The organism is Streptomyces sp. NPDC003077 (assembly GCF_040611095.1).
In the GTDB taxonomy this organism is placed as follows: domain Bacteria; phylum Actinomycetota; class Actinomycetes; order Streptomycetales; family Streptomycetaceae; genus Streptomyces.
Genome location: NZ_JBEXNM010000044.1, coordinates 37,651 through 59,113 on the forward strand (window position 1 = coordinate 37,651; position 21,463 = coordinate 59,113).

14 protein-coding genes are annotated in these 21,463 nt (G+C 72.4%); 12 read left to right on the forward strand and 2 right to left on the reverse strand.

The features are described from left to right. Positions 1 to 10: 10 nt before the first annotated feature. Entirely contained in the window at positions 11 to 1,624 is a 1,614-nt protein-coding gene (locus ABZX96_RS25570) for a metallophosphoesterase family protein (RefSeq protein ID WP_355548809.1), read from the reverse strand. Between the two features lie 129 nt (positions 1,625 to 1,753). Here ABZX96_RS25570 and ABZX96_RS25575 point away from each other — a divergent pair, with 129 nt between their 5' ends. The 8 genes from ABZX96_RS25575 to cimA all read left to right on the forward strand — a co-directional run bounded on the left by ABZX96_RS25575 (position 1,754) and on the right by cimA (position 12,334). Then, entirely contained in the window at positions 1,754 to 2,797 is a 1,044-nt protein-coding gene (locus tag ABZX96_RS25575; protein ID WP_355548812.1) for a 3-isopropylmalate dehydrogenase, read from the forward strand. Between the two features lie 433 nt (positions 2,798 to 3,230). Then, positions 3,231 to 4,316 carry a branched-chain amino acid aminotransferase gene (locus ABZX96_RS25580; protein ID WP_355548815.1) on the forward strand — a complete coding sequence of 362 codons (1,086 nt, stop codon included), beginning with the start codon at positions 3,231 to 3,233 and terminating at the stop codon, positions 4,314 to 4,316. A gap of 238 nt (positions 4,317 to 4,554) precedes the next feature. Continuing rightward, positions 4,555 to 5,331 carry an urease subunit gamma gene (gene ureA / locus ABZX96_RS25585; RefSeq protein WP_355548818.1) on the forward strand — a complete coding sequence of 259 codons (777 nt, stop codon included), beginning with the start codon at positions 4,555 to 4,557 and terminating at the stop codon, positions 5,329 to 5,331. Further along, the gene (locus ABZX96_RS25590) at positions 5,328 to 7,025 is read left to right on the forward strand and encodes an urease subunit alpha (RefSeq protein WP_355548821.1); all 1,698 of its coding nucleotides are present in this window, start codon (positions 5,328 to 5,330) and stop codon (positions 7,023 to 7,025) included. Before ureA ends, ABZX96_RS25590 begins: the two co-directional genes overlap by 4 nt. Before the next feature lie 109 nt (positions 7,026 to 7,134). After that, on the forward strand, positions 7,135 to 8,190 hold the full coding sequence (locus ABZX96_RS25595; RefSeq protein ID WP_355548824.1) for an agmatine deiminase family protein: 1,056 nt from the start codon (positions 7,135 to 7,137) through the stop codon (positions 8,188 to 8,190). A 49-nt stretch (positions 8,191 to 8,239) separates the two neighbouring features. Continuing rightward, entirely contained in the window at positions 8,240 to 8,872 is a 633-nt protein-coding gene (locus tag ABZX96_RS25600; RefSeq protein WP_355548827.1) for a TetR/AcrR family transcriptional regulator, read from the forward strand. 137 nt (positions 8,873 to 9,009) lie between these two features. Further along, complete coding sequence (locus tag ABZX96_RS25605; protein ID WP_355548829.1) at positions 9,010 to 10,353, forward strand: MFS transporter; 1,344 nt, start codon at positions 9,010 to 9,012, stop codon at positions 10,351 to 10,353. 331 nt (positions 10,354 to 10,684) lie between these two features. Next, positions 10,685 to 12,334 (forward strand): citramalate synthase, encoded by a 1,650-nt coding sequence (gene cimA, locus ABZX96_RS25610; protein WP_355548832.1) that lies wholly within the window; start codon positions 10,685 to 10,687, stop codon positions 12,332 to 12,334. Positions 12,335 to 12,587: 253 nt separating this feature from the next. Here cimA and ABZX96_RS25615 read toward each other — a convergent pair whose 3' ends face one another. Continuing rightward, entirely contained in the window at positions 12,588 to 13,208 is a 621-nt protein-coding gene (locus ABZX96_RS25615) for a YceI family protein (protein ID WP_355548835.1), read from the reverse strand. Between the two features lie 498 nt (positions 13,209 to 13,706). Between ABZX96_RS25615 and ABZX96_RS25620 the strand changes: the two genes are divergently transcribed. The 4 genes from ABZX96_RS25620 (at position 13,707) to ABZX96_RS25635 (ending at position 21,428) form a co-directional block, all read left to right on the forward strand. Then, positions 13,707 to 15,290, forward strand: a complete 1,584-nt coding sequence (locus tag ABZX96_RS25620) for an acyl-CoA carboxylase subunit beta (RefSeq protein ID WP_355548837.1) — start codon at positions 13,707 to 13,709, stop codon at positions 15,288 to 15,290. A gap of 94 nt (positions 15,291 to 15,384) precedes the next feature. Further along, on the forward strand, positions 15,385 to 15,588 hold the full coding sequence (locus ABZX96_RS25625; protein WP_355548840.1) for an acyl-CoA carboxylase epsilon subunit: 204 nt from the start codon (positions 15,385 to 15,387) through the stop codon (positions 15,586 to 15,588). Positions 15,589 to 16,258: 670 nt separating this feature from the next. After that, positions 16,259 to 17,236, forward strand: a complete 978-nt coding sequence (gene sbnA, locus ABZX96_RS25630) for a 2,3-diaminopropionate biosynthesis protein SbnA (RefSeq protein ID WP_355548843.1) — start codon at positions 16,259 to 16,261, stop codon at positions 17,234 to 17,236. 283 nt (positions 17,237 to 17,519) lie between these two features. Continuing rightward, the gene (locus ABZX96_RS25635; protein WP_355548846.1) at positions 17,520 to 21,428 is read left to right on the forward strand and encodes an amino acid adenylation domain-containing protein; all 3,909 of its coding nucleotides are present in this window, start codon (positions 17,520 to 17,522) and stop codon (positions 21,426 to 21,428) included. Positions 21,429 to 21,463 lie beyond the last annotated feature (35 nt).

The window sequence follows — 21,463 nt, forward strand, 5'->3', positions numbered from 1 at the left end:
CCGTCCCCTCTCAGCGCTTCCGGGACCGCGTCACCTCGAAGTGGTCGATCCGCTCGCCCGACTCGGCCAGCGCGGTCACCTTCATGCGCGGCCGGTGCCCGGCGCTTACCTCCACGGCGAGGAAGGAGAAGCCGGTGTAGCGCACCCGGGACCACTCGACCTTCTCGGGCGCCTTCCCGCGCTCCTTCGTCCAGTGGTAGGTGGAGACCTCGTCGAGGTCGTGGACGTGGCCCTCGTAGCTGTCCGGTACCGGGAAGTCGTACAGCGCGCGGCCCGCGCCGCCGGCCGTGACGTACACGATTCCCTCGCGGGCGGCGTCCACGGTCTGGCCGATCGGCATCTTCTTGCCGACCCGGCCGCCCTTGAGGGCGTCGGTCCGCTCATAGACGTGGTTGTGGCCGTTGATCACCAGGTCCACCTGGTGCTTCTCGAACAGCGGGACCCAGGCGTCGCGGACCCCGCCTTCGGAGGCGTGGGCGTTGGTGGTGGAGAAGGCGCAGTGGTGGAAGAAGACGACGACGAAGTCGATGTCCCGGGAGGCGCGCAGTTCGCCGAGGCGGCGGTCCAGCCATCGGGTCTGGGCGCCGTCGGTGTAGCCCTGGTTGGCGGGGATCTCGTACGAGACGTCGTTGGCGTCCAGGGCGACGACGCCGACGTTGCCGTAGGTGAAGGAGTAGACGCCGGGGGCGTTCTTCGCGTCCGGGCCGGTCTCGGGCAGCGTCCAGCGGGCGTTCTGGCCGCCGTAGCCGTTGGGGGAGTACCAGGCCTCCATGTCGTGGTTGCCGGTGGTCACCATCCACGGGACGGACTTGGCCACCGATTCCGTCTGCGCCAGGAACTGGTCCCATACGCGTGCGTCGTACGCGTCCTGCGTGGAGCCCGTGCCGCTGGGGTCGGCGTAGCAGATGTCGCCGGCGTGCAGGTGGAAGGAGGGGTTCTGGCCCAGGATGAGCTGGTCGTTGGCGAGGGCGTGGTAGCTGACGCCCTGGTCGCCGAAGGCGGTGAAGACGAAGCTCTCCGGGCGGGCCGGGGCGGTGCGGAACGAGCCGATGGTGGAGACGTGGCGGGCGTCGGCCGGGTCGAAGCCGTCGTGGCCGACGCCGTAGTAGTACGTGGTGCCCGGGCGCAGCCCGTCCAGCGCGGCGTGCAGGTAGTACTGGTCGACGGCCGGGAGTTTGGCCGTCAGCGCGGGTGTGTGCAGGTCGCGGACCTCCGCCGGGATGCGGTGGCTGAGGTCCCACGGCGTGCGGCCGATCCGCAGGAAGGGCCGCCTGACGGGGAGGGGCACCTGCCAGGAGACGCGCATCTGTGTGCGCGGGTCGGCGCCGAAGGCGAGGTGGCGGCCGAAGGGCGCGACGAGGGAACCGTCCACCCGCGTGGTCGCGTGCGAGGTCAGCAGGGTGGGGGAGGCGGAGGCGGCCTGGGCGGCGCCCGGCAGCAGGCCGCCGGCCGCGACGGCGCCCGCGGTGACGGCGGAGGTGCGCAGCAGGCCGCGGCGGGTGAACTTGGCGCGCAGGTACTCGTGCTGCTCGGCCATGCTCATCCGGCTCGCGAGCCGTTCCGGTATCCCGACGCGGGGGAGGTCGGACGAACCGGGGGCGGAACCAGGGGGAAGAGCTGTCATGCGGCCGAAGTTCCCAGCGGCAGACGACGGGAGGGGGGATGGCAGGTGAACTCCGGTTGACCGGCTGCCCATGTGTCCGTATGCCGGACCCCCGGTGTCATGGCGTGGGACGCGCAGTAGGGTCCCCTCATGTCTCGCAGCATTCGCCTCGCAGTGATCCCCGGTGACGGCATCGGCCAGGAGGTCGTGGCCCAAGGGCTCAAGGTCCTCGGCGCCGTCCTCCCGCAGGACGTCAAGCTCGAAGCCAAGGAGTACGACCTCGGCGCCAGGCGGTGGCACGCCACCGGCGAGACGCTGCCCGACGCGGAACTCGACGCGCTCAAGGAGCACGACGCGATCCTGCTCGGGGCCATCGGCGACCCCTCCGTGCCCTCCGGCGTCCTGGAGCGCGGGCTGCTGCTCAAGCTCCGGTTCGCCTTCGACCACTACGTCAACCTGCGCCCGGCCAAGCTGTTCCCGCGCACCGCGTCGCCGCTGGCCGGCCGCCCCGACATCGACTTCGTCGTCGTCCGCGAGGGCACCGAAGGACCGTACACCGGCAACGGCGGCGCGCTGCGGACCGGCACTCCGGCGGAGGTCGCCACCGAGGTCAGCGTGAACACCGCCTACGGCGTCGAGCGGGTGGTGCGGGACGCGTACGAGCGGGCCAAGGCCCGGCCGCGCAAGAAGCTCACGCTGGTGCACAAGAACAACGTGCTGGTGCACGCCGGCCACATGTGGAAGCGCATCTTCGACGCGGTGGGCACGGAATACCCCGAGGTCACCACCGACTACCTGCACGTCGACGCCGCGACGATCTTCTTCGTCACGCAGCCGGAGCGGTTCGATGTCATCGTCACCGACAACCTCTTCGGCGACATCCTCACCGACCTCGCCGCGGCGGTGACCGGCGGCATCGGTCTGGCGGCCTCCGGCAACATCAACCCCTCCGGCGCCTTCCCGTCCATGTTCGAGCCGGTGCACGGCTCGGCCCCGGACATCGCCGGCACCGGCAAGGCCGATCCCACGGCCACCGTCCTCTCGGTCGCCCTCATGCTGCGCCACCTCGGCCTGGAGGCGGAGGCCGCGCGCGTCGAGGAGGCCGTGGCGGCGGACCTGGAGGCGCGCGGCGACACCGCGCGCACGACGGACGAGATCGGGGACGCGCTGGCGGCCCGGGTGGCGGGGGCCTGAGGGCCCGGATTCGTCACCGAGGGTTCCCGTACGTGCGGCGCCGGGTCACCGATCCGGCGCTGTGCGCGTTCTCACGCCGGGCGGTTTTCCGGGGGTGGGGCGGGGACCGTTCCAGCGGTGCCGGTGGCGTGTTTCCGCCCTTCCGCCGGCGCGTTCCCTCCCTTCCCGCGGCTGGGCTACCGCCCGGTTGGGTGCGACCATCGACCTCTGACCGCCGTATCGACGGTTCCCTATTCGGTCACACGGGAGCGATAATCGAACGTGGGGCCGTCGTGAACAGGGAAATTCCGCAGGCGTTCTGCACCGACAGGGACCTCGTGAACGCGGCCACCGGAACACCCCCGGTACCGCGCCTTCCAAGGCGGCCCCGGTCCCCGGCCGGACGCCGGCCCGGTGGCCACCGGTGCCGGAACACGTAGTGAAGGACGCAGTCATGACGACGCCCACGATCGAGCTCAAGCCCTCCTCGAACCCGACGGCCGCCGCGGAGCGGGAGCGCATCCTGACCCGGCCGGGTTTCGGACGGCACTTCACCGACCACATGGTGACGATCAAGTGGACCGAGGGCCGCGGGTGGCACGACGCGGAGCTGACGCCGTACGCGCCGCTGTCGATGGACCCGGCGAACATGACGCTGCACTACGCGCAGACGATCTTCGAGGGCCTGAAGGCGTACCGCCAGCCCGACGGCACGGTCGCCACCTTCCGCCCGGACGCCAACGCCCGCCGCTTCCAGGCGTCCGCCCGCCGGCTGAGCATGCCCGAGCTGCCCGTCGAGATGTTCATCGCGGCCTGCGACGCGCTGGTCAAGCAGGACAAGGACTGGGTCCCGCAGACCGGCGAGGAGTCCCTCTACCTGCGCCCCTTCATGATCGCCACTGAGGTCGGCCTCGGCGTGCGCCCGGCGAACGAGTACCTCTTCGTCGTCATCGCCTCCCCGGTCGGCGCGTACTTCTCCGGCGGCGTCAAGCCGGTCTCGGTCTGGCTCTCCGAGGAGTACGTGCGCGCCTGCCCCGGCGGCACCGGCGCCGCCAAGACCGGCGGCAACTACGCCGCCTCCCTGGTCGCCCAGGCCCAGGCCATCGAGCACGGCTGCGACCAGGTCGTCTGGCTGGACGCCATCGAGCGCCGCTGGATCGAGGAGATGGGCGGCATGAACCTGTACTTCGTGTACGGCAACCGCATCGTCACCCCCGAGCTGAGCGGCTCCCTGCTGCCCGGCATCACCCGTGACTCGCTGCTGTCCATCGCCGCCGACATGGGCTACGAGGTCGCCGAGGGCCGCATCTCGGTCGAGGACTGGAAGGCCGCCACCGAGGACGGCTCCCTGACCGAGGTCTTCGCCTGCGGCACCGCCGCCGTCATCACCCCGGTCGGCTCGGTGAAGTCCACCCGCGCCAACTGGACGGTCGCCGACGGCCAGCCGGGTGAGGTGACGATGAAGCTCCGCAAGGCCCTCCTGGACATCCAGACCGGTGCGGCGCAGGACACGCACGGGTGGATGCACCCGCTGGGCTGAGCCCGCGCTCTCCCCGTTCTTCGGGCGGGGCCGGGCTCACCGGCTCCCGCTCGCACCACGGCCCGCCGCCGAGATCTTTCGAGGTCTTGGGGGCGGGCCGTTTGCGTGCGCGCCTTTCGTCGGCCCGTCGGTTTGAGTGCTGCTCAATAGCGTGTGCCGGATCGGGAAGTCAATGCTTCCGTTTACATGCCTCCCATGGTTAGAGTGCCACTCAAAACCGACCGGGAGGTAACACGGGATGCGGCTGACCCCCACCGAACGTGACCGGCTGCTGTTGTTCGGCGCGGCCGAGCTGGCGCGGGCGCGCCGGGCGCGCGGGCTGAAGCTGAACGTGCCCGAGGCAACCGCGATCATCGCGGACACGGTCTGCGAGGTGGCCCGGGACGGGGGCCGCCTCGCTTCCGCCATCGAGGCGGCCCGGGCGGTGCTGGGGCCGGACGACGTGCTGCCGGGGGTGGCCGACGTGGTCACCGAGGTGCACGTCGAGGCCGTCTTCGAGGACGGCTCGCGGCTGGCGGTGGTCCCGGAGCCGATCCGGGGCGGGTCGCTGGGGGAGCGGGCGCCCGGGGCGGTGCTGCCCGGCCCGGCCGACCGGGAGCCGGAGCCCGCGCTGACGCTGCGGGTGCGCAACACCGCCGCCGTGCCGGTCAGCGTCACCTCGCACTTCCACTTCTTCGAGGCCAATCCGCGGCTGGAGTTCGACCGGGCCGCTGCCTATGGGATGCGGCTGTGCGTGCCGGCCGGGTCGTCGGTGCGGTTCGATCCGGGTGGGGAGGTGGTGGTCGGGCTGCTGCCGATCGGCGGTGAGCGGGTCGCCATCGGGTTCGCCGGGCTGGTGGACGGGCCGCTGGACGCGCCCGGGGCCAAGGAGGAGGCGCTGCGGCGGGCGGTGGCGTGCGGATATCTGGGGGCGGAGGCGCGGAGCCGCCCGTTCCCGGACGCGCGGCGGCCCCCGGCTCCGGACGAAGCCCCCGTCACCACACCCCACCCCGCCGAAGAGGAGGCCCACTCATGAGCAGCGCGAGCATCGATCCCCGGGAATACGCCTCCGTGCACGGCCCGCGGGCCGGGGACCGGGTGGTGCTGGGGGACTCCGGGCTCGTGGTGCGGGTGGAGTCGGACGCGCAGAAGCCGGGGGACGAGTTCCTGGCGGGCTTCGGGAAGACGGCCAGGGACGGGCTGCACCTCAAGGCCGCGGCGGTCCGCGAGACCTGTGACCTGGTCATCAGCAACGTCCTGGTGATCGACGCGATCCAGGGCATCCGGAAGGTGTCCATCGGCATCCGGGAGGGCCGGATCAGCGGCATCGGGCGGGCCGGGAACCCGGACACGCTGGACGGGGTGGACGTGGTCGTCGGGACGGGGACGACGATCGTCTCCGGGGAGGGGATGATCGCGACGGCCGGTGCCGTGGACACGCACGTGCACCTGCTCTCGCCCCGGGTGATGGAGGCGTCGCTCGCGTCCGGGGTGACGACCATCATCGGGCAGGAGTTCGGGCCGGTGTGGGGGGTCGGGGTCAACTCGCCGTGGGCGCTGGGGCACGCCTTCGGGGCGTTCGACGCGTGGCCGGTGAACATCGGGTTCCTGGGGCGGGGTTCCTCGTCCTCGTCCGCGCCCCTGGTGGAGGCGCTGGCGGAGGGCGGGGCCTGCGGGTTCAAGGTGCACGAGGACATGGGCGCGCACACCCGCGCGCTGGACACCGCGCTGCGCGTCGCCGAGGAGCACGACGTGCAGGTGGCGCTGCACAGCGACGGGCTGAACGAGTGCCTGTCGGTCGAGGACACCCTGCGCGTCCTGGACGGCAGGACGATCCACGCCTTCCACATCGAGGGGTGCGGCGGCGGCCACGTCCCGAACGTGCTGAAGATGGCGGGCGTCCCGAACGTCATCGGGTCCTCCACCAACCCCACGCTGCCCTTCGGCCGGGACGCGGTCGCCGAGCACTACGGCATGATCGTCTCCGTCCACGACCTGAAGACCGACCTGCCCGGTGACGCCGCCATGGCGCGCGACCGCATCCGCGCCGGGACGATGGGCGCCGAGGACGTGCTGCATGACCTGGGCGCGATCGGCATCACCTCCTCGGACGCGCAGGGGATGGGCCGGGCCGGCGAGACCGTGCGCCGCACGTTCGCGATGGCCGGGAAGATGAAGGCCGAGCTGGGCCCCACCGAGGGCGACGGCCCGCACGACGACAACGGCCGCGTGCTGCGCTACATCGCCAAGCTGACCATCAACCCCGCCATCGCCCACGGCCTCGCGCACGAGATCGGGTCGATCGAGGTCGGCAAGATGGCCGACATCGTGCTGTGGCTGCCGCGCTTCTTCGGGGCCAAGCCGCAGCTCGTCCTGAAGTCGGGCTTCCCGGCGTACGGCGTGACCGGCGACCCGAACGCCGCCACCGACACCTGCGAACCGCTGGTCCTCGGCCCGCAGTTCGGCGGGTACGGCGCGGCACCCGCCGACCTCTCGGTGGCCTTCGTGGCGCGGGCCGCCGTCGAGGCGGGCGGGGACGGGCTGCCGACCCGCCGGCGCCGGGTCGCCGTGCGCGGCACGCGCGGCATCGGGCCCGCCGACCTCGTACGCAACAGCCGCATCGGCGACGTGCAGGTGGACGCGCACAGCGGCCTGGTGACGCTGGACGGCGACCCGATGCGCTCCGAACCGGCCGATTCGGTGTCGCTGTCCCGGTTGTACTTCCTGTGACCTGGCTTTTCATCCGGACCGGGTGGGCCTGTGCCCGCCCTCCGTCCGCCCGTTCCCGCGATGTTCCCCCTCTTTCCGCCCGTCCCCGCAAAGGAAAACCCGACCCGCCATGACCACCCCCGCCCCCCGCACCCCCGCCGCCGACGGCTTCCGCATGCCCCCCGAGTGGGCGCCGCACGACCGGACCTGGATGGCGTGGCCGGGCCCCAACGCCACCTTCGGCGAGGAGGGCGGCCCGCGGCTGGCGGCGGCCCGGCAGGCCTGGGCCGGTGTCGCGCGCGCGGTGCGCCGCTTCGAGCCCGTCACCGTCGTCGCCTCTCCCGGGCAGGCGGAGGGGGCGCGCGCCCTGCTCGGGCCGGACGTCGAGGTGGTGGAGCAGCCGCTGGACGACGCCTGGATGCGGGACATCGGGCCCACCTTCCTCACCGACGGGAACGGGGAACTGGCCGCCGCCGACTGGGTGTTCAACGGGTGGGGTGGTCAGGAGTGGGCGCGCTGGGAGCGGGACGCGCGGATCGGCCGTTACGTCTCCGGGCTGGCCGGGGCCCGTACGTACGCGTCGTCGCTGGTCAACGAGGGCGGCGGGTTGCACGTGGACGGGCAGGGCACCGTCCTGCTCACCGAGACCGTCCAGCTCGACCCGGGCCGCAACCCCGGGCTCACCCGCGCGGAGGTGGAGGCGGAGGTGCACGCGCACCTGGGCACCACCAAGGCGATCTGGCTGCCGCGCGGGCTCACCGCCGACTACGGGGAGTTCGGCACGCGCGGGCACGTGGACATCGTCGCCGCGTTCGCCCGGCCCGGCACCGTCCTCGTCCACACCCAGCCCGACCCCGGGCACCCGGACCACGCCGTGTGCGCGGAGATCGCCGAGCTGCTGCGCGCCGCCACCGACGCGCGCGGGCGGCGGCTGGAGGTGGTGGAGGTGCCCGCGCCCACCGTCACGGAGGTGGACGGCGAGCTGGTCGACTACTCCTACATCAACCACTACCTGTGCAACCGGGGCGTCGTGCTGTGCGCGTTCGGCGACCCGCGCGACGAGCGCGCCGCCGGGATCTTCCGCCGGCTCTTCCCCGACCGCACGGTGACGCTGGTGGACGCCCGTACGATCTTCGCAGCGGGTGGCGGCATCCACTGCGTCACCCAGCAGCAGCCCACCGTCTGAATCGGCGGCCCGCCTTTTCGCCAGGCGCCGCCCGCCCCCGGAGGTCCCCGTGTCCCCTCCCGCCCGCCGCCCCCGGCGGCGGCCCGCCGCGCCGCGCGAGCAGGTGCTCGCCGCCGCGATGGCCACCATCGCCGAAGCGGGCCTGGAGCGGCTGACCATGGCCGGGCTGGGCCGGGAGGTCGGCATGAGCAGCGGCCACCTCCTGTACTACTTCGGGACGAAGGACGAACTGCTGCTCCAGACCCTCCAGTGGAGCGAGGAGCAGCTCGGCGCCGAGCGGCGGGCCGCGCTGGCGCGCCCGCTGCCGGTGCGCGCGCGGCTGGACGCCCTGGTGGACCTCTACCTGCCCGACGGGCCGCGCGACCCGCGCTGGACGCTGTGGCTGGAGGTGTGGAACCGCTCGCAGTCCGCCGGGCCGCCCGCCCGCGAGCGCCAGCTCGAACTGGAGCTGGCCTGGCACCGCGACCTGGTGGCGCTGCTGGTCGAGGGCGCGTCGCGGGGTGAGCTGCGGGCGGTGGACGCGGAACGGTTCGCCACTCGGTTGCGCGCGCTGCTGGACGGGTTCGGCACCCATTTGGTCGTCGGGCTGCCGGGCACCGATCGGGAGCGGGTGCGGGAGCACGTGCGGGAGTTCTTGGACGAGTCGGTGGGGGCGGTCCTTCCGGATGCGGGGGAGGGCTGACGGGGCGGGGCGGGGGCGCACGCCGTCGATCCCGGCGCACGCGGACGCGCCGTCCGGGCCGCACCGGTCCGAGTGACGCACGATCGTTGTCCGTCGGGCCTTGTCCGCAGACCGATCGTCGGCGACCGTGATCGGCTATGGAACGACAGCAGTGGAAGAAGATATGGGTCGGCTCGGCCGGCAATATGGTCGAGTGGTTCGACTGGTTCGTTTACGCCAGTTTCGCCGTCTATTTCGCGGACTCCTTCTTCCCGAAGGGGAACGACACCGCGAACCTCATGAACACCATGGGGATCTTCGCCGTCGGTTTCTTCATGCGCCCGGTCGGCGGCTGGCTGCTCGGTCGCGTCGGGGACCGCAAGGGCCGCAAGGCGGCGCTCACCCTCACCGTCACGCTGATGTCCGCCTCGGCGATCCTCATCGCGATCGCCCCCACCTACGCGGTCGCGGGCTACGGCGGCGTCGCGGTGCTGCTGATCGCCCGCATGCTGCAAGGACTGTCGGTCGGCGGTGAGTACGCGGCCAGCGCGACGTACCTGACGGAGGCGTCCGCCCCCGGGCAGCGCGGGTTCGCCTCCAGCTTCCAGTACGTGTCCATGACGGCGGGCCAGTTGCTGGGCCTGGGCCTGCAGATCGTCCTCCAGCGCACCATGAGCGAGGACGCGCTGCACAGCTGGGCCTGGCGCATCCCGTTCATCATCGGCGCGTGCGGCGCCGCCGTCGTCTTCTACCTGCGCCGCAACATGCTGGAGACCGAGGTGTACGCGGCGGACGACGCGGCGCAGACCGACCCGGCGCGCGGCACCATCAAGGCGCTGCTGGCGCACAAGCGCGAGGCGCTGCTGGTCATCGCGCTCACCATGGGCGGCACGGTGGCGTACTACACGTACACGACCTACCTGACGAAGTACCTGTCGAACACCGTCGGGCTGCCGAAGTCCACGGCCTCGCTGGTGAGCTTCTGTGCCCTGTTCGTGTTCATGTGCCTTCAGCCGCTGGCCGGAAAGCTGTCGGACCGGATCGGCCGCCGACCGCTGCTGATCACCTTCGCGGTGGGCTCCACCTTCCTCACCGTGCCGATCATGACGCTGCTGCGGCACGCCGGCAGCTTCTGGCCCGCGTTCGGCCTCGCGCTGCTCGCGCTGGTCGTCGTCACCGGCTACACCTCGATCAACGCGTGCGTGAAGGCCGAGCTGTTCCCGACCGGCGTCCGCGCGCTGGGCGTGGCGCTGCCGTACGCCATCGCCAACGCGCTGTTCGGCGGCACCGCCGAGTACGTGGCGCTGTGGTTCAAGAACGGCGGCATCGAGTCCGGCTACTACTGGTACGTGGCGGGGTGCGCCGCCGTCTCCCTGGTGGTGTACGTGACGATGCGGGAGACCCGGTCGCTGGACCTGAACCGGATCGGCAAGGACGCGGCGGGCACGTCCGGGTCTTCCGGACGGGACGAGGGGCGGGCGGCTTCGGGGGTGGGTGCCTGAGGAGGCGTCGCCGCGCGGCCGGTTCGCGCCGTGCGCGGGTTCGTATCGTGAGACCGGTTCGCCCCGCGCACGGCGGCGTGGAAGACTGCGCCCGTGCACTCGTTCGCCACGATTATTGGCAACAGGCGCGCCGGTCCGCAGTGACCGCCCCGTACCGACCGAGTACGGCGTGGCCACCGTCGTCCAGACCCGCGCGCAGACCTCTCGCTACCCGCGAGGGGTCTTTTCGTTTTCCGGCCCACCCCATGCGGGGAGCGGAGCGCGGGGGATCATGGAGGGACGGCGGAGCCGGTCATCCGGAGACCGAGATCCCGACAGGAGTCAGACCAGCATGACGGACGCATCCGACGACAGCTTCCCCGGCGACGGCTTCCCCGACGACGCCTTCCACGTCTTCGACACGACGCTGCGCGACGGCGCGCAGCGCGAGGGCATCAACCTCACCGTCGCCGACAAGCTCACCATCGCCCGGCACCTGGACGACTACGGCGTCGGCTTCATCGAGGGCGGCTGGCCCGGCGCCAACCCCCGCGACACCGAGTTCTTCCAGCGGGCCCGCGACGAACTGGACCTGCGGCACGCCCGGCTCGTCGCGTTCGGCGCCACCCGCAAGGCCGGTGTACGGGTCGAGGAGGACCCGCAGGTCGCGGCGCTGCTGGAGTCCGGCGCCCCGGTGATCACGCTCGTGGCCAAGTCCCACGTCCGGCACGTCGAACTGGCGCTGCGCACCACGCCCGAGGAGAACCTGGCGATGGTCCGCGACACCGTCGCCCACCTGCGCGCGCACGGCCGCCGCGTCTTCCTGGACTGCGAGCACTTCTTCGACGGCTACGCCCTGGACGCGGACTACGCCAAGCGCGTGGTGCGCACCGCGAGCGAGGCCGGCGCCGACGTGGTCGTGCTGTGCGACACCAACGGCGGCATGGTGCCCGCCCAGATCACCGCCGTCGTGCGGACCGTGCTGGCCGACACCGGCGCCCGGCTGGGCGTGCACGCCCAGGACGACACCGGGTGCGCCGTCGCCAACACCCTCGCCGCCGTCGACGCGGGCGCCACGCACGTCCAGTGCACCGCCAACGGCTACGGGGAGCGGGTGGGCAACGCCAACCTCTTCCCCGTCGTGGCCGCGCTGGAGCTGAAGTACGGGCGGCGGGTGCTGCCCGAGGGCAAGCTCGCCGAGACCACCCGGATCTCGCACGCCATCGCCGAGGTCGTCAACCTCATCCCGTCCACCCACCAGCCGTACGTCGGCGTCTCGGCGTTCGCCCACAAGGCGGGGCTGCACGCCTCCGCGATCAAGGTCGACCCCGACCTCTACCAGCACATCGACCCGGCGCTGGTCGGCAACAGCATGCGGATGCTGGTCTCCGACATGGCCGGCCGCGCCTCGATCGAGCTCAAGGCCCGGGAGCTGGGCATCGACCTCGGCGGCGACCGCGAGCTCGTCGGCCGGGTCGTGGAGCGCGTCAAGGAACGCGAGCTGGCGGGCTACACGTACGAGGCCGCCGACGCGTCCTTCGAACTGCTGCTGCGCGAGGAGGCGGCGGGCCGGCCGCTGCGGTACTTCCGCGTGGAGTCCTGGCGGGCCATCGTCGAGGACCGCCCGGACGGCACGCACGCCAACGAGGCCACCGTGAAGCTGTGGGCCAAGGGCGAGCGGATCCTCGCCACCGCCGAGGGCAACGGCCCGGTCAACGCGCTGGACCGGGCGCTGCGGGTGGGCCTGGAGCGGATCTACCCACAGCTCGCCGGGATGGAGCTGGTGGACTACAAGGTCCGCATCCTGGAGGGCCGGCTCGGCACCGGCTCGATCACGCGCGTCCTGGTGTCCACCAGCGACGGGCAGGGCGAGTGGTCGACGGTCGGCGTCGCGGAGAACGTGATCGCCGCCTCCTGGCAGGCGCTGGACGACGCGTATGTGTACGGGCTGATGCGGGCGGGGGTTCAGCCGCAGGAGCCGCAGGGCTCACAGGACGCGTAGGTCTCGTAGGTCTTGCAGGACTCGCGGGTCTCGCAGGACTTACAGGTCTCGTAGGTCTTGCAAGTCTCGTAGGACTCGCAGGACCCGGGGCGGGCCGGTCGGCCTTGGGGAAGGCCCGTGCACCCGCCGCCCGTCCCCCATACACATGCGCCGCGACCTCGGCGCGGGCCCTCGCAAGGGCCCGACCGGGGTCGCGGCGCGGTAAGGAACGGCGGGCGTGCCGCGCGGGGCGCGTCGTCGGCCCTGCGTGCTGTCAGCCCTGCGGGGCGGCCTTGACCGCCGAGATGTCGAAGCCGAGCTTCACCTTGTCGCTGACCATCACGCCGCCGGCCTCCAGCGCCGCGTTCCAGGTGATGCCCCACTCCGAGCGCTGGATCTCGGCGCTGCCGGCGAAGCCGACGCGCTCGGCGCCGTACACGTCGGTGGCCGAGCCGAGGAACTCCAGGTCGATGGTGAGCGGCTTGGTGACGTCCTTGATGGTCAGGCTGCCGGTCATCCGGTAGGTGTCCGCGCCCACGCGCTCGGCGGAGGTGGAGCGGAAGGACATCAGGGGGAAGGCTGCGGCGTCGAAGAAGTCCGCGCTGCGCAGGTGCGCGTCCCGGTCCGCCACGCCGGTGTCGACCGAGGCGATCCGGATGTCGAGGGAGGCGGTGGACCGGGACGGCTCGGTGCCGTCCAGGTGCAGCGTGCCCTCGAAGTCACCGAAGATGCCGCGGACGTTGGTGACCATGGCGTGCCGGACGGTGAAGCCGATCTGGGTGTGCGCCGGGTCGATGGTGTAGTCGCCGGTGAGCGCGGCGAGGGCGGGGTCGATCGCCGGGGTGGCGGGAGTGGTGACCGGGGCTTCGGCGCGCTTGCGGGTGAACAGAGGCATGACTGCTCCTTGGGGACGTGTGGTGCCGTTGAGGTATTCGTTCAACCTTCAACGAGTTCGAGCGTAACGAGATCTTGTTCAATATTCAACCTTTCCGTCGGGATCGCTCGGAATGTCCGCGCGGACGGTCCGGGACGGGTGCGCGGACGGACCGGAACGGGCGCGTGGATGGTCCGGAACGGGCGCGTGCGCGACGTCCGGAACGGCCCGGCGGGGAGCCTCTGACCGGCGGGTATCGTGGAGCGCCGGGGTGCGTGGCAGGTCGCGGGATGGCCGGAACTCGCGGCCGGCGGGCACGGTCAAGCATCGACCCGCGACAACATCACCCGGGTCTCCTTTGTCGAGCCCCTACAGACCGCTACCGCACTGCCACCCGGTGGAACGCGCGGGGACTGGCATTTTGCTGGACGGTTCTGTCTTGCCTGCCCACCAAATCGCTTCCGACGTTGTACGGAACCGACATCGGTTTCGGGGGGCTGATCCACGTACCGTCGATGTATGACCACTGTCGAAGATGCGCCCGCTGAGGCGAACGACGCCCGCGGGCGCGTCGCCGAGTTGCACGCCATCCGCGAGCAGGCCCGGCGGGGCCCCAGCGAGCGGGCCACCGAAGCGCAGCGCGCCAAGGGCAAGCTCACCGCTCGCGAGCGGATCGACCTGCTGCTGGACGAGGGGTCCTTCAACGAGGTCGAGCCGCTGCGTCGGCACCGCGCCACCGGATTCGGGCTGGAGAACAAGAAGCCCTACACGGACGGCGTGATCACCGGCTGGGGCACGGTCCACGGACGCACCGTCTTCGTGTACGCCCATGACTTCCGGATCTTCGGCGGCGCGCTCGGCGAGGCGCACGCCACCAAGATCCACAAGATCATGGACATGGCCATCCAGGCCGGTGCGCCGCTGGTCTCCCTGAACGACGGCGCGGGCGCCCGCATCCAGGAGGGCGTCTCGGCGCTCGCCGGTTACGGCGGCATCTTCCAGCGCAACACCAAGGCGTCCGGGGTCATCCCGCAGATCTCCGTGATGCTGGGCCCGTGCGCCGGCGGCGCCGCGTACAGCCCCGCGCTGACCGACTTCGTCTTCATGGTCCGCGAGACCTCGCAGATGTTCATCACCGGCCCGGACGTGGTCCGCGCGGTGACCGGCGAGGAGATCACCCAGAACGGCCTGGGCGGCGCCGACGTGCACGCCGAGACCTCCGGCGTGGCCCACTTCGCCTACGACGACGAGCAGACCTGCCTCGAAGAGGTCCGCTACCTGCTGTCGCTGCTGCCGCAGAACAACCGCGAGAACCCGCCGACGGTGCCGTGCGACGACCCGGCGGAGCGCACCGGCGACGTCCTGCTGGACCTGGTCCCGGCCGACGGCAACCGCCCGTACGACATGCGCAAGGTCATCGAGGAGATCGTCGACGACGGCGAGTACCTGGAGGTCCACGAGCGCTGGGCCACCAACATCATCTGCGCGCTGTCCCGGCTCGACGGCCAGGTCGTGGGCATCGTCGCCAACCAGCCGCAGTCGCTGGCCGGCGTGCTGGACATCGAGGCGTCCGAGAAGGCCGCCCGCTTCGTCCAGATGTGCGACGCGTTCAACATCCCGATCATCACGCTGCTGGACGTCCCCGGCTTCCTGCCCGGCGTCGACCAGGAGCACGGCGGCATCATCCGGCACGGCGCCAAGCTGCTCTACGCGTACTGCAACGCCACCGTCCCGCGGATCTCGGTCGTGCTGCGCAAGGCGTACGGCGGCGCGTACATCGTCATGGACTCCCAGTCCATCGGCGCCGACCTGACCTACGCCTGGCCCACCAACGAGATCGCCGTCATGGGCGCCGAGGGCGCGGCCAACGTCATCTTCCGCAAGCAGATCGCCGAGGCGGACGACCCCGAGGCGATGCGCGCGGCGATGGTCAAGGAGTACAAGGCCGAGCTGATGCACCCCTACTACGCCGCCGAGCGCGGCCTGGTGGACGACGTCATCGACCCGACCGAGACCCGCCAGGTGCTCATCCGCTCGCTGGCCATGCTCCGCGCCAAGCACGCCGACCTGCCCGCCCGCAAGCACGGCAACCCGCCGCAGTGACCGGAGCCGGGGCCCCGCCCCGGAGACCCGTCAGTCCGGCACCCGTCCCAGCAACCCACCGTCCGGCGACCCGCCGCAGTAAGGGAGACCATCCGTGAACCCCGTCCGCACCGACGCCATCCGCGTGGAAAAGGGGCTGGCCAGCGAAGAGGAGCTGGCCGCCCTGACCGCCGTCCTCCTGGCCCGCGCCGCCCACCAGCCGGCCGCGGTCCCGTCCGCGCCGCGCGCCACGGCCGCCCGCTGGCGGCGCCTGGAGCGCGTCCGCGGGTTCCAGAGCGCGGGCAGCTGGCAGCGCTGAGGACGGACCGGCCGCCGCGGTGAGTGCGGACCGGCTGCCGCGGGTGACTGCGGACCGGCCGCCCGCGGATGATTGCGGACCGGCCGCGGCAGTGAGTGCGACGCGCGTCGCGGGTGCGGCGATCGGCGTCGGAGCCGTGAGCGCGGTCGGCGCCGGATACCGAATGTGAAGCCATGCCGGGCGTGAAGCCGTACCGGGCGTGAAGCTGTTCCGGGCGTGAGGCTCGCAGAAGCCCCGCGTGTCTCCCGAGAAGGGGATACGCGGGGCTTTTTCGTTGTTTTTCGTCGGCATCGGACACCTGTCGTCGATTCGTTTCCCATTCTTCCCCGTGGGTTTCTCGCGCCCCATTCGGCATTCCGCGTGCGTTCCTGTACGCCCTGTTCATTCATCTATTGACCACTTATTGGACGTCGTGTTACGTTACCGAAATCGACGCTTCCATATAAGGAATAGCCGCATTTCGTACTCGCCGCCGGGTCGCCGCTCGAACCGGCGGCGGAGGGTCGGTCATGTGTCATCGGGCGACACGGACGACAGCACGCAGCGGGAACCCTGGCGTACGGGATGTACGTACGGGATCTGCGTGACGGGACTTTCGCGGCCGGGCGCGCCGACGCGGGACGGCGAGGCGTAACAACCCTGATGAGACGAGCTCCACGGGGGAGCTGGTGTGATTTACCGCAAGGTGCAGGACATTGTGCTGGAGGATGTGTTCCTGGAGTTACCAGGATTCGTCCCTGGCATTCAGTTGCTGCTGAAAATCGAAGGGGTCAATCCGGCCGGATCGATCAAGATGAAGACCGCGTCCGGGCTCGTCGAGAGTCTGGAATCCGACGGGCTGCTGTGGGATGGTGCCCGGCTCATCGAATCCTCCTCCGGCAATCTGGGCATCGCCCTGGGCATGGTCTGCGCACAGAAAGGCCACCCGCTCACCATCGTCACCGATCCGAACGTCAGCCCCCAGGCGGAGAAGATGATGCGGGCCCTGGGCACGGACGTGGTGAAAGTGACCCGCCGGGATTCCAACGGCGGCTATCTCAAGACCCGCATCGACTACATCCGCCGGCGGATCGCCTGCGATCCGCGGCTGATCTGGCTCAACCAGTACGCGAACCGTGCCAATGTCACGGCCCACCGGGACGGCACCGCCGAGCACCTTTACAAGGAGGTGGGCTCGCCGGACGCGCTGGTGGTCGGGGTGGGCACGGCCGGCACGCTGATGGGCTGCGTCGAGTACTTCGCCGCCCACAGCCCGGCGACCCGCATCATCGCCGCGGACGCGGAGGGCTCGGTCCTGTTCGGCGGCCCGCCCGCGCCCCGGTACATCCCGGGGATCGGGGCGAGCCGGACGCCGGAGATCCTCGACAGCTCGTGGACCTTCGAGAAGGTCGTGGTGGGCGAGGCGGAGACGGTCCGCATGTGCCGCCGCGTCGCCCGGCGCTACGGGGTGCTGGTCGGTGGTTCGACGGGCACCGTGCTGGTCGCGGCGGAGCGCGCGGGCGCCTCGCTGTCGGAGGGCAGCCGCATGGTCGCCATCTCGCCGGACCTGGGCGACCGCTATACGGACACCGTCTACTCGGATTCATGGGTGGCGGAGCACTTTCCGCAGGCCGTGGACGGGGCGGGGGAGGACGCGGCCGCGGGGTGACGCGGGTGCGCGTCGGGGCGGAGGCGGGCCGCCGTGCTCGGGGCGCAGCGCTTCGTGGCGCTTGGCGGGGGCCTTCGTATCGCCGTTCTCGGGGCGGCGGGGCCGGGGCCCACGCGGGGGGTCATCCGCTTCCGCTTCCGGCCGTACGCAGCCGGGGCTCGCTCGCTCTCACTGCCCCGCCCGTCCGCCCCGCCTGGGCGGCCCGTCACCGGCGCCGGACCCGCACCAGGGGGCGCGGGTCGGGCGGCGCGGCCCACAACCCGAACACACCGAGGGGGAAACGATGAACGACGGCGGCATCGGGAACGCGGGCGACGTCGGGAGCGCGGACGCCTTCGGGAACGCGGGCGGCATCGGGAGCGACGGCGGCGCCGGGAACGCCCAGGACGAGCGGCGTGCGCCTCCGGACGGTGAGGAGCCCAAGCGCAAGGTGTCGCTGTCGCTGTCAGGCGCCCTGCTCGACGTCGACGCCTTCCCCGAGCTGCCCCTCACCGCCCGGGAACGCGACCGGGCCGCGGCGCTCGCCCTGCGCGGCGCGGAACCGGCCCAGGGTGCGGCACCAGCCGCCGCAACGACACCGGCCTCTGTCCCGCTCCCCGGCCGCGACCTCTCCGTCCCCGTCGTGGCCTGGGTCCGGCGGCATGCCGCCGCCGACCCCGACCGGCCGGCCGTACGCGATGACCAGGGGCCGTTGTCGTACGCCGACCTGCTGGACCGGGCCGGACGGCTGGCCGCGCTGCTCGACGGCGCCGGTGCCGGGGGAGAGCTGGTCGCCGTGGCCGCGCCGCGGGGCGCCGACGTCCTGGCCGCCTTCCTCGCCTGCGAGCTGGTAGACGCTGTCTACCTGCCTCTGGACCACCTCTGGCCGGAGCTGCGGCTGCGCGATGTGCTGCGGCGGGCGGACCCGGCCGTCGTCCTGACCTCGGACGCGCAGCGGACGGGTTCGCCGGTGGCGCGGGCGGCGAACGCGTTGGGGTGCCCGCTGCGGACGTGGTCCGACGCGGCCGGCTTCCCGGCGGGGACCGACGACCGGCCCGGAACCCCCGCCCCCGTTCCCTCCGCTCTCGCTCCTGTGGCCCCGGCCGCCGGGCATCCGGAGACCGGTACGCGGCGCCCCACCGCCCCGACCACCCCCCACCACCCCCGCTACGTCATCTACACCTCCGGCTCCACCGGCGCCCCGAAAGGCGCCGTCATCGAGCAGGGCGGGATGCTCAACCACCTCTGGGCCAAGATCGAGGACCTCGCCCTCACCCGCGCCGACCGGGTCGCCCAGACCGCGCCCCTGGCCTTCGACATCTCCGTGTGGCAGATGCTCGCCCCGCTCGTCGTGGGCGGCGTCGCCGAGGTGTTCCCCGACGACGTGAGCCGGGACCCGGTGCGGCTGGCCGAGGAACTGGCCCGGCGGGAGATCACCGTCGCCGAGACCGTGCCCACCCTCCTCCAACTCATGGCCGAGGAACTGACGGGGACGGCCCCCCGGCTCCCGTCCCTGCGCTGGATGCTGGCCACCGGCGAGGAACTGTCCCCGGCGACCGCCCGCCGGTGGCTCGCCGCGGTGCCCACCTGCCGCCTGATGAACGCGTACGGGCCCACCGAGTGCTCCGACGACGTCACCCACCACATCGTCCGCCCCGAGGACACCACCGGCCTCCGCCTGCCCATCGGCTCCCCGGTGGCGCACACCACCCTCTACGTCCTGGCCCGGGACGGAGAGGGCTGGCGTGCCTGCGAGCCAGGAGAGCCCGGCGAACTGTTCGTGGGCGGCGCCGGGGTCGGCCGCGGCTACCTGCGCGACCCGGAACGGACCCGCGACGCCTTCTTCCGGGACCCGTTCACGCCGGACCGCCGGGACCCGTTGACCTCGGACGACCGAGACCCATTCGCCGTGGATGGCCGGGACCCGTTCGCCGTGGATGGCCGGGGCCCATCCACCTCGGACGACCGGCATCCGGCCGCCCCGTCCGGCCACGGGCGGCTGTACCGGACCGGCGACCGGGCGCGCCGCACGCCGGACGACGGCCTGGAGTACCTGGGCCGGGTCGACCGGCAGGTGAAGATCGGCGGCGTCCGCGTCGAACTCGGGGAGATCGAGGCGGTGGTGCGCGCGCACCCGGCGGTGACCGCGTGCGCGGTGCGCGTGTGGCGGCCGGGCGGCGAGGCGATGCTGATCGGCCGCGAGACGGCGCTGACGGGCGAGTCCCCGGCACCGCGGATCGTGGCCTACGTCTGCGGTGACGCCGCCCGCCCGCTGCCCGCCGAACTGACGGCGCACTGCGCCCGTCGGCTCCCCGCCGCCATGGTGCCGGGCGCCTTCGTCACCCTCCCGGAGATCCCGGTGAACCAGAACGGCAAGGTCGCCTACGAGGCGCTGCCCGCCCCGGAAGCCGCCTCCGACCGGCAGCCTTACAACGCCCCGGTCGACGCCCCCGAGCGCGCCGTCGCGGCGGCGATGGCCGGGGCGCTGCGGCTGCGCGAGGTGGGCCGGGACGAGTCCTTCGTCCGGCTCGGCGGCGATTCACTGCGCGGGATGCGGGTCGCGGCGCACCTGCGGGCCGCGGGGTACCGGGTCGCGCTGCGGGACATCCTGATCGGCCAGACCCCGCGCGACATCGCCCCGCTGCTGACCCCCGCCACCCCGCCCGTCCGCGCCGAAGCGCCGCCCGCACCGGCCCCCGGCGCCGTCCGCCGCCACGCGATGACGCCGTACCAGCGCCACTTGTACGCGTCCTGGGAACGCTCCCCGGACAATCCGGCGTTCGGCTACCAGGGCACGCTGCGCCTGACGGGCCCCCTGGACACCGGCCGCCTGGCGCGCGCCTGGCAGGCGCTGCTCGCCGAGAGCCCCGTCCTGACGGCCCGCTGGTACGCCGAGGGCGGCCGGTACACGCACGACTTCCCGGTCTGGGACATCCCGTTGCCACCGCCGGTGGACCTGACGCGGACGAGCCGGGCCCACCGCGAGGACACCTACCGGCAGGCCGCCCTGACCGCCGCCACCACGCCGTTCTCCCTGCCCGACGCCCCCGCCGTCCGGGTCGCCCTGTACCGCACGGGCCGCGACGAGCACCGCCTGCTGCTGACCCTGCACGAGATCGTGCTCGACGGCTGGGGCGTCACCCTCCTCGTCGAACGCTTCGCCCGCCTCTACGGCGAACCCGCCACCGCGCCGGATCCGGCCCGCGCCCTCCGGTACGACGGCTACCTGGCCTGGCAGCGCGCGGCCCTGGCCGACCCGGCCCGGCGCGCCGCCTGGCGACACTGGGAGCAGGTCTTCGCCGACCCACCGACGGGAGCGTTCAGCGAGTCGGCGAGGACGGACGAGCCGGGAACGGCGGACGACCCGGGGGCGACGGACGAGCCAGGTTCGACGAACGAGCCGATCGCGACGGACGAGCCAGAGGCAACGAACGACCCAGGGCCGACGAACGAGCCGATGGCCGCCGCGCTCGTACCCGACGAGCCACCCCCACCACCCCAGCCGACCAACCACCCCCCAACCCCCCTCCCCGCCCACCACCGCTCCACCACCCTCGAACGCCTGCTGACCGCCGACCGGCTGCGGGAGGCCCGGACGCTCGGGGCGCGGCAGGGCCTGACGCCCTTCATGATCGTGCTCGGGGCGTACGCGCTCGCCCTGCGGCCGGTCATGGGCGCCGACAGCTTCTTCGTCCACGCCCCGATCGCCAACCGTGAGCACCCCGAGCAGAGCGACGTCCCCGCCTTCCTGCTCAACTTCCTTCCGCTGCGAGTGAGTTGCCGCCCGGGTGACACGACGCTGCGCTACCTCCAGCGGCTGCGCGGCGAGGTCGCCGAGGCGTACTCCGCCGCCGACTGCCCCACCGACTGGATGGCGCGCGGCGGCCCGGCGCCCCCGGCCGAGGCGGTGCTCAACTTCCTCACGCACCCGGCGCGGCGGGTCACGGCGGGCGGCGTCGACTTCGCGTACACCGTCCTGGACCACGGCTTCACCAAGGCGCCCTGTGTCCTGTACGCGCAGGAACACGACGCGGGCGGACTGCTCCTCCAACTCGTCCACCGGCGGAACGCGATGGCCGCCCCCACCGCCCGCGGCGTCGCCGACCGCACGATGGCGGCCTTCGACCTCCTCCTGGACCACCCGGAGGGCGCCCTCGACGACCTCATCACCCCGCCCCTCCCCGGGCCCACCGGCACCGCGCCTCCCGTATGACCGGCCGGGTTCGCGGAGGCCCCCAAGGGCGGCCC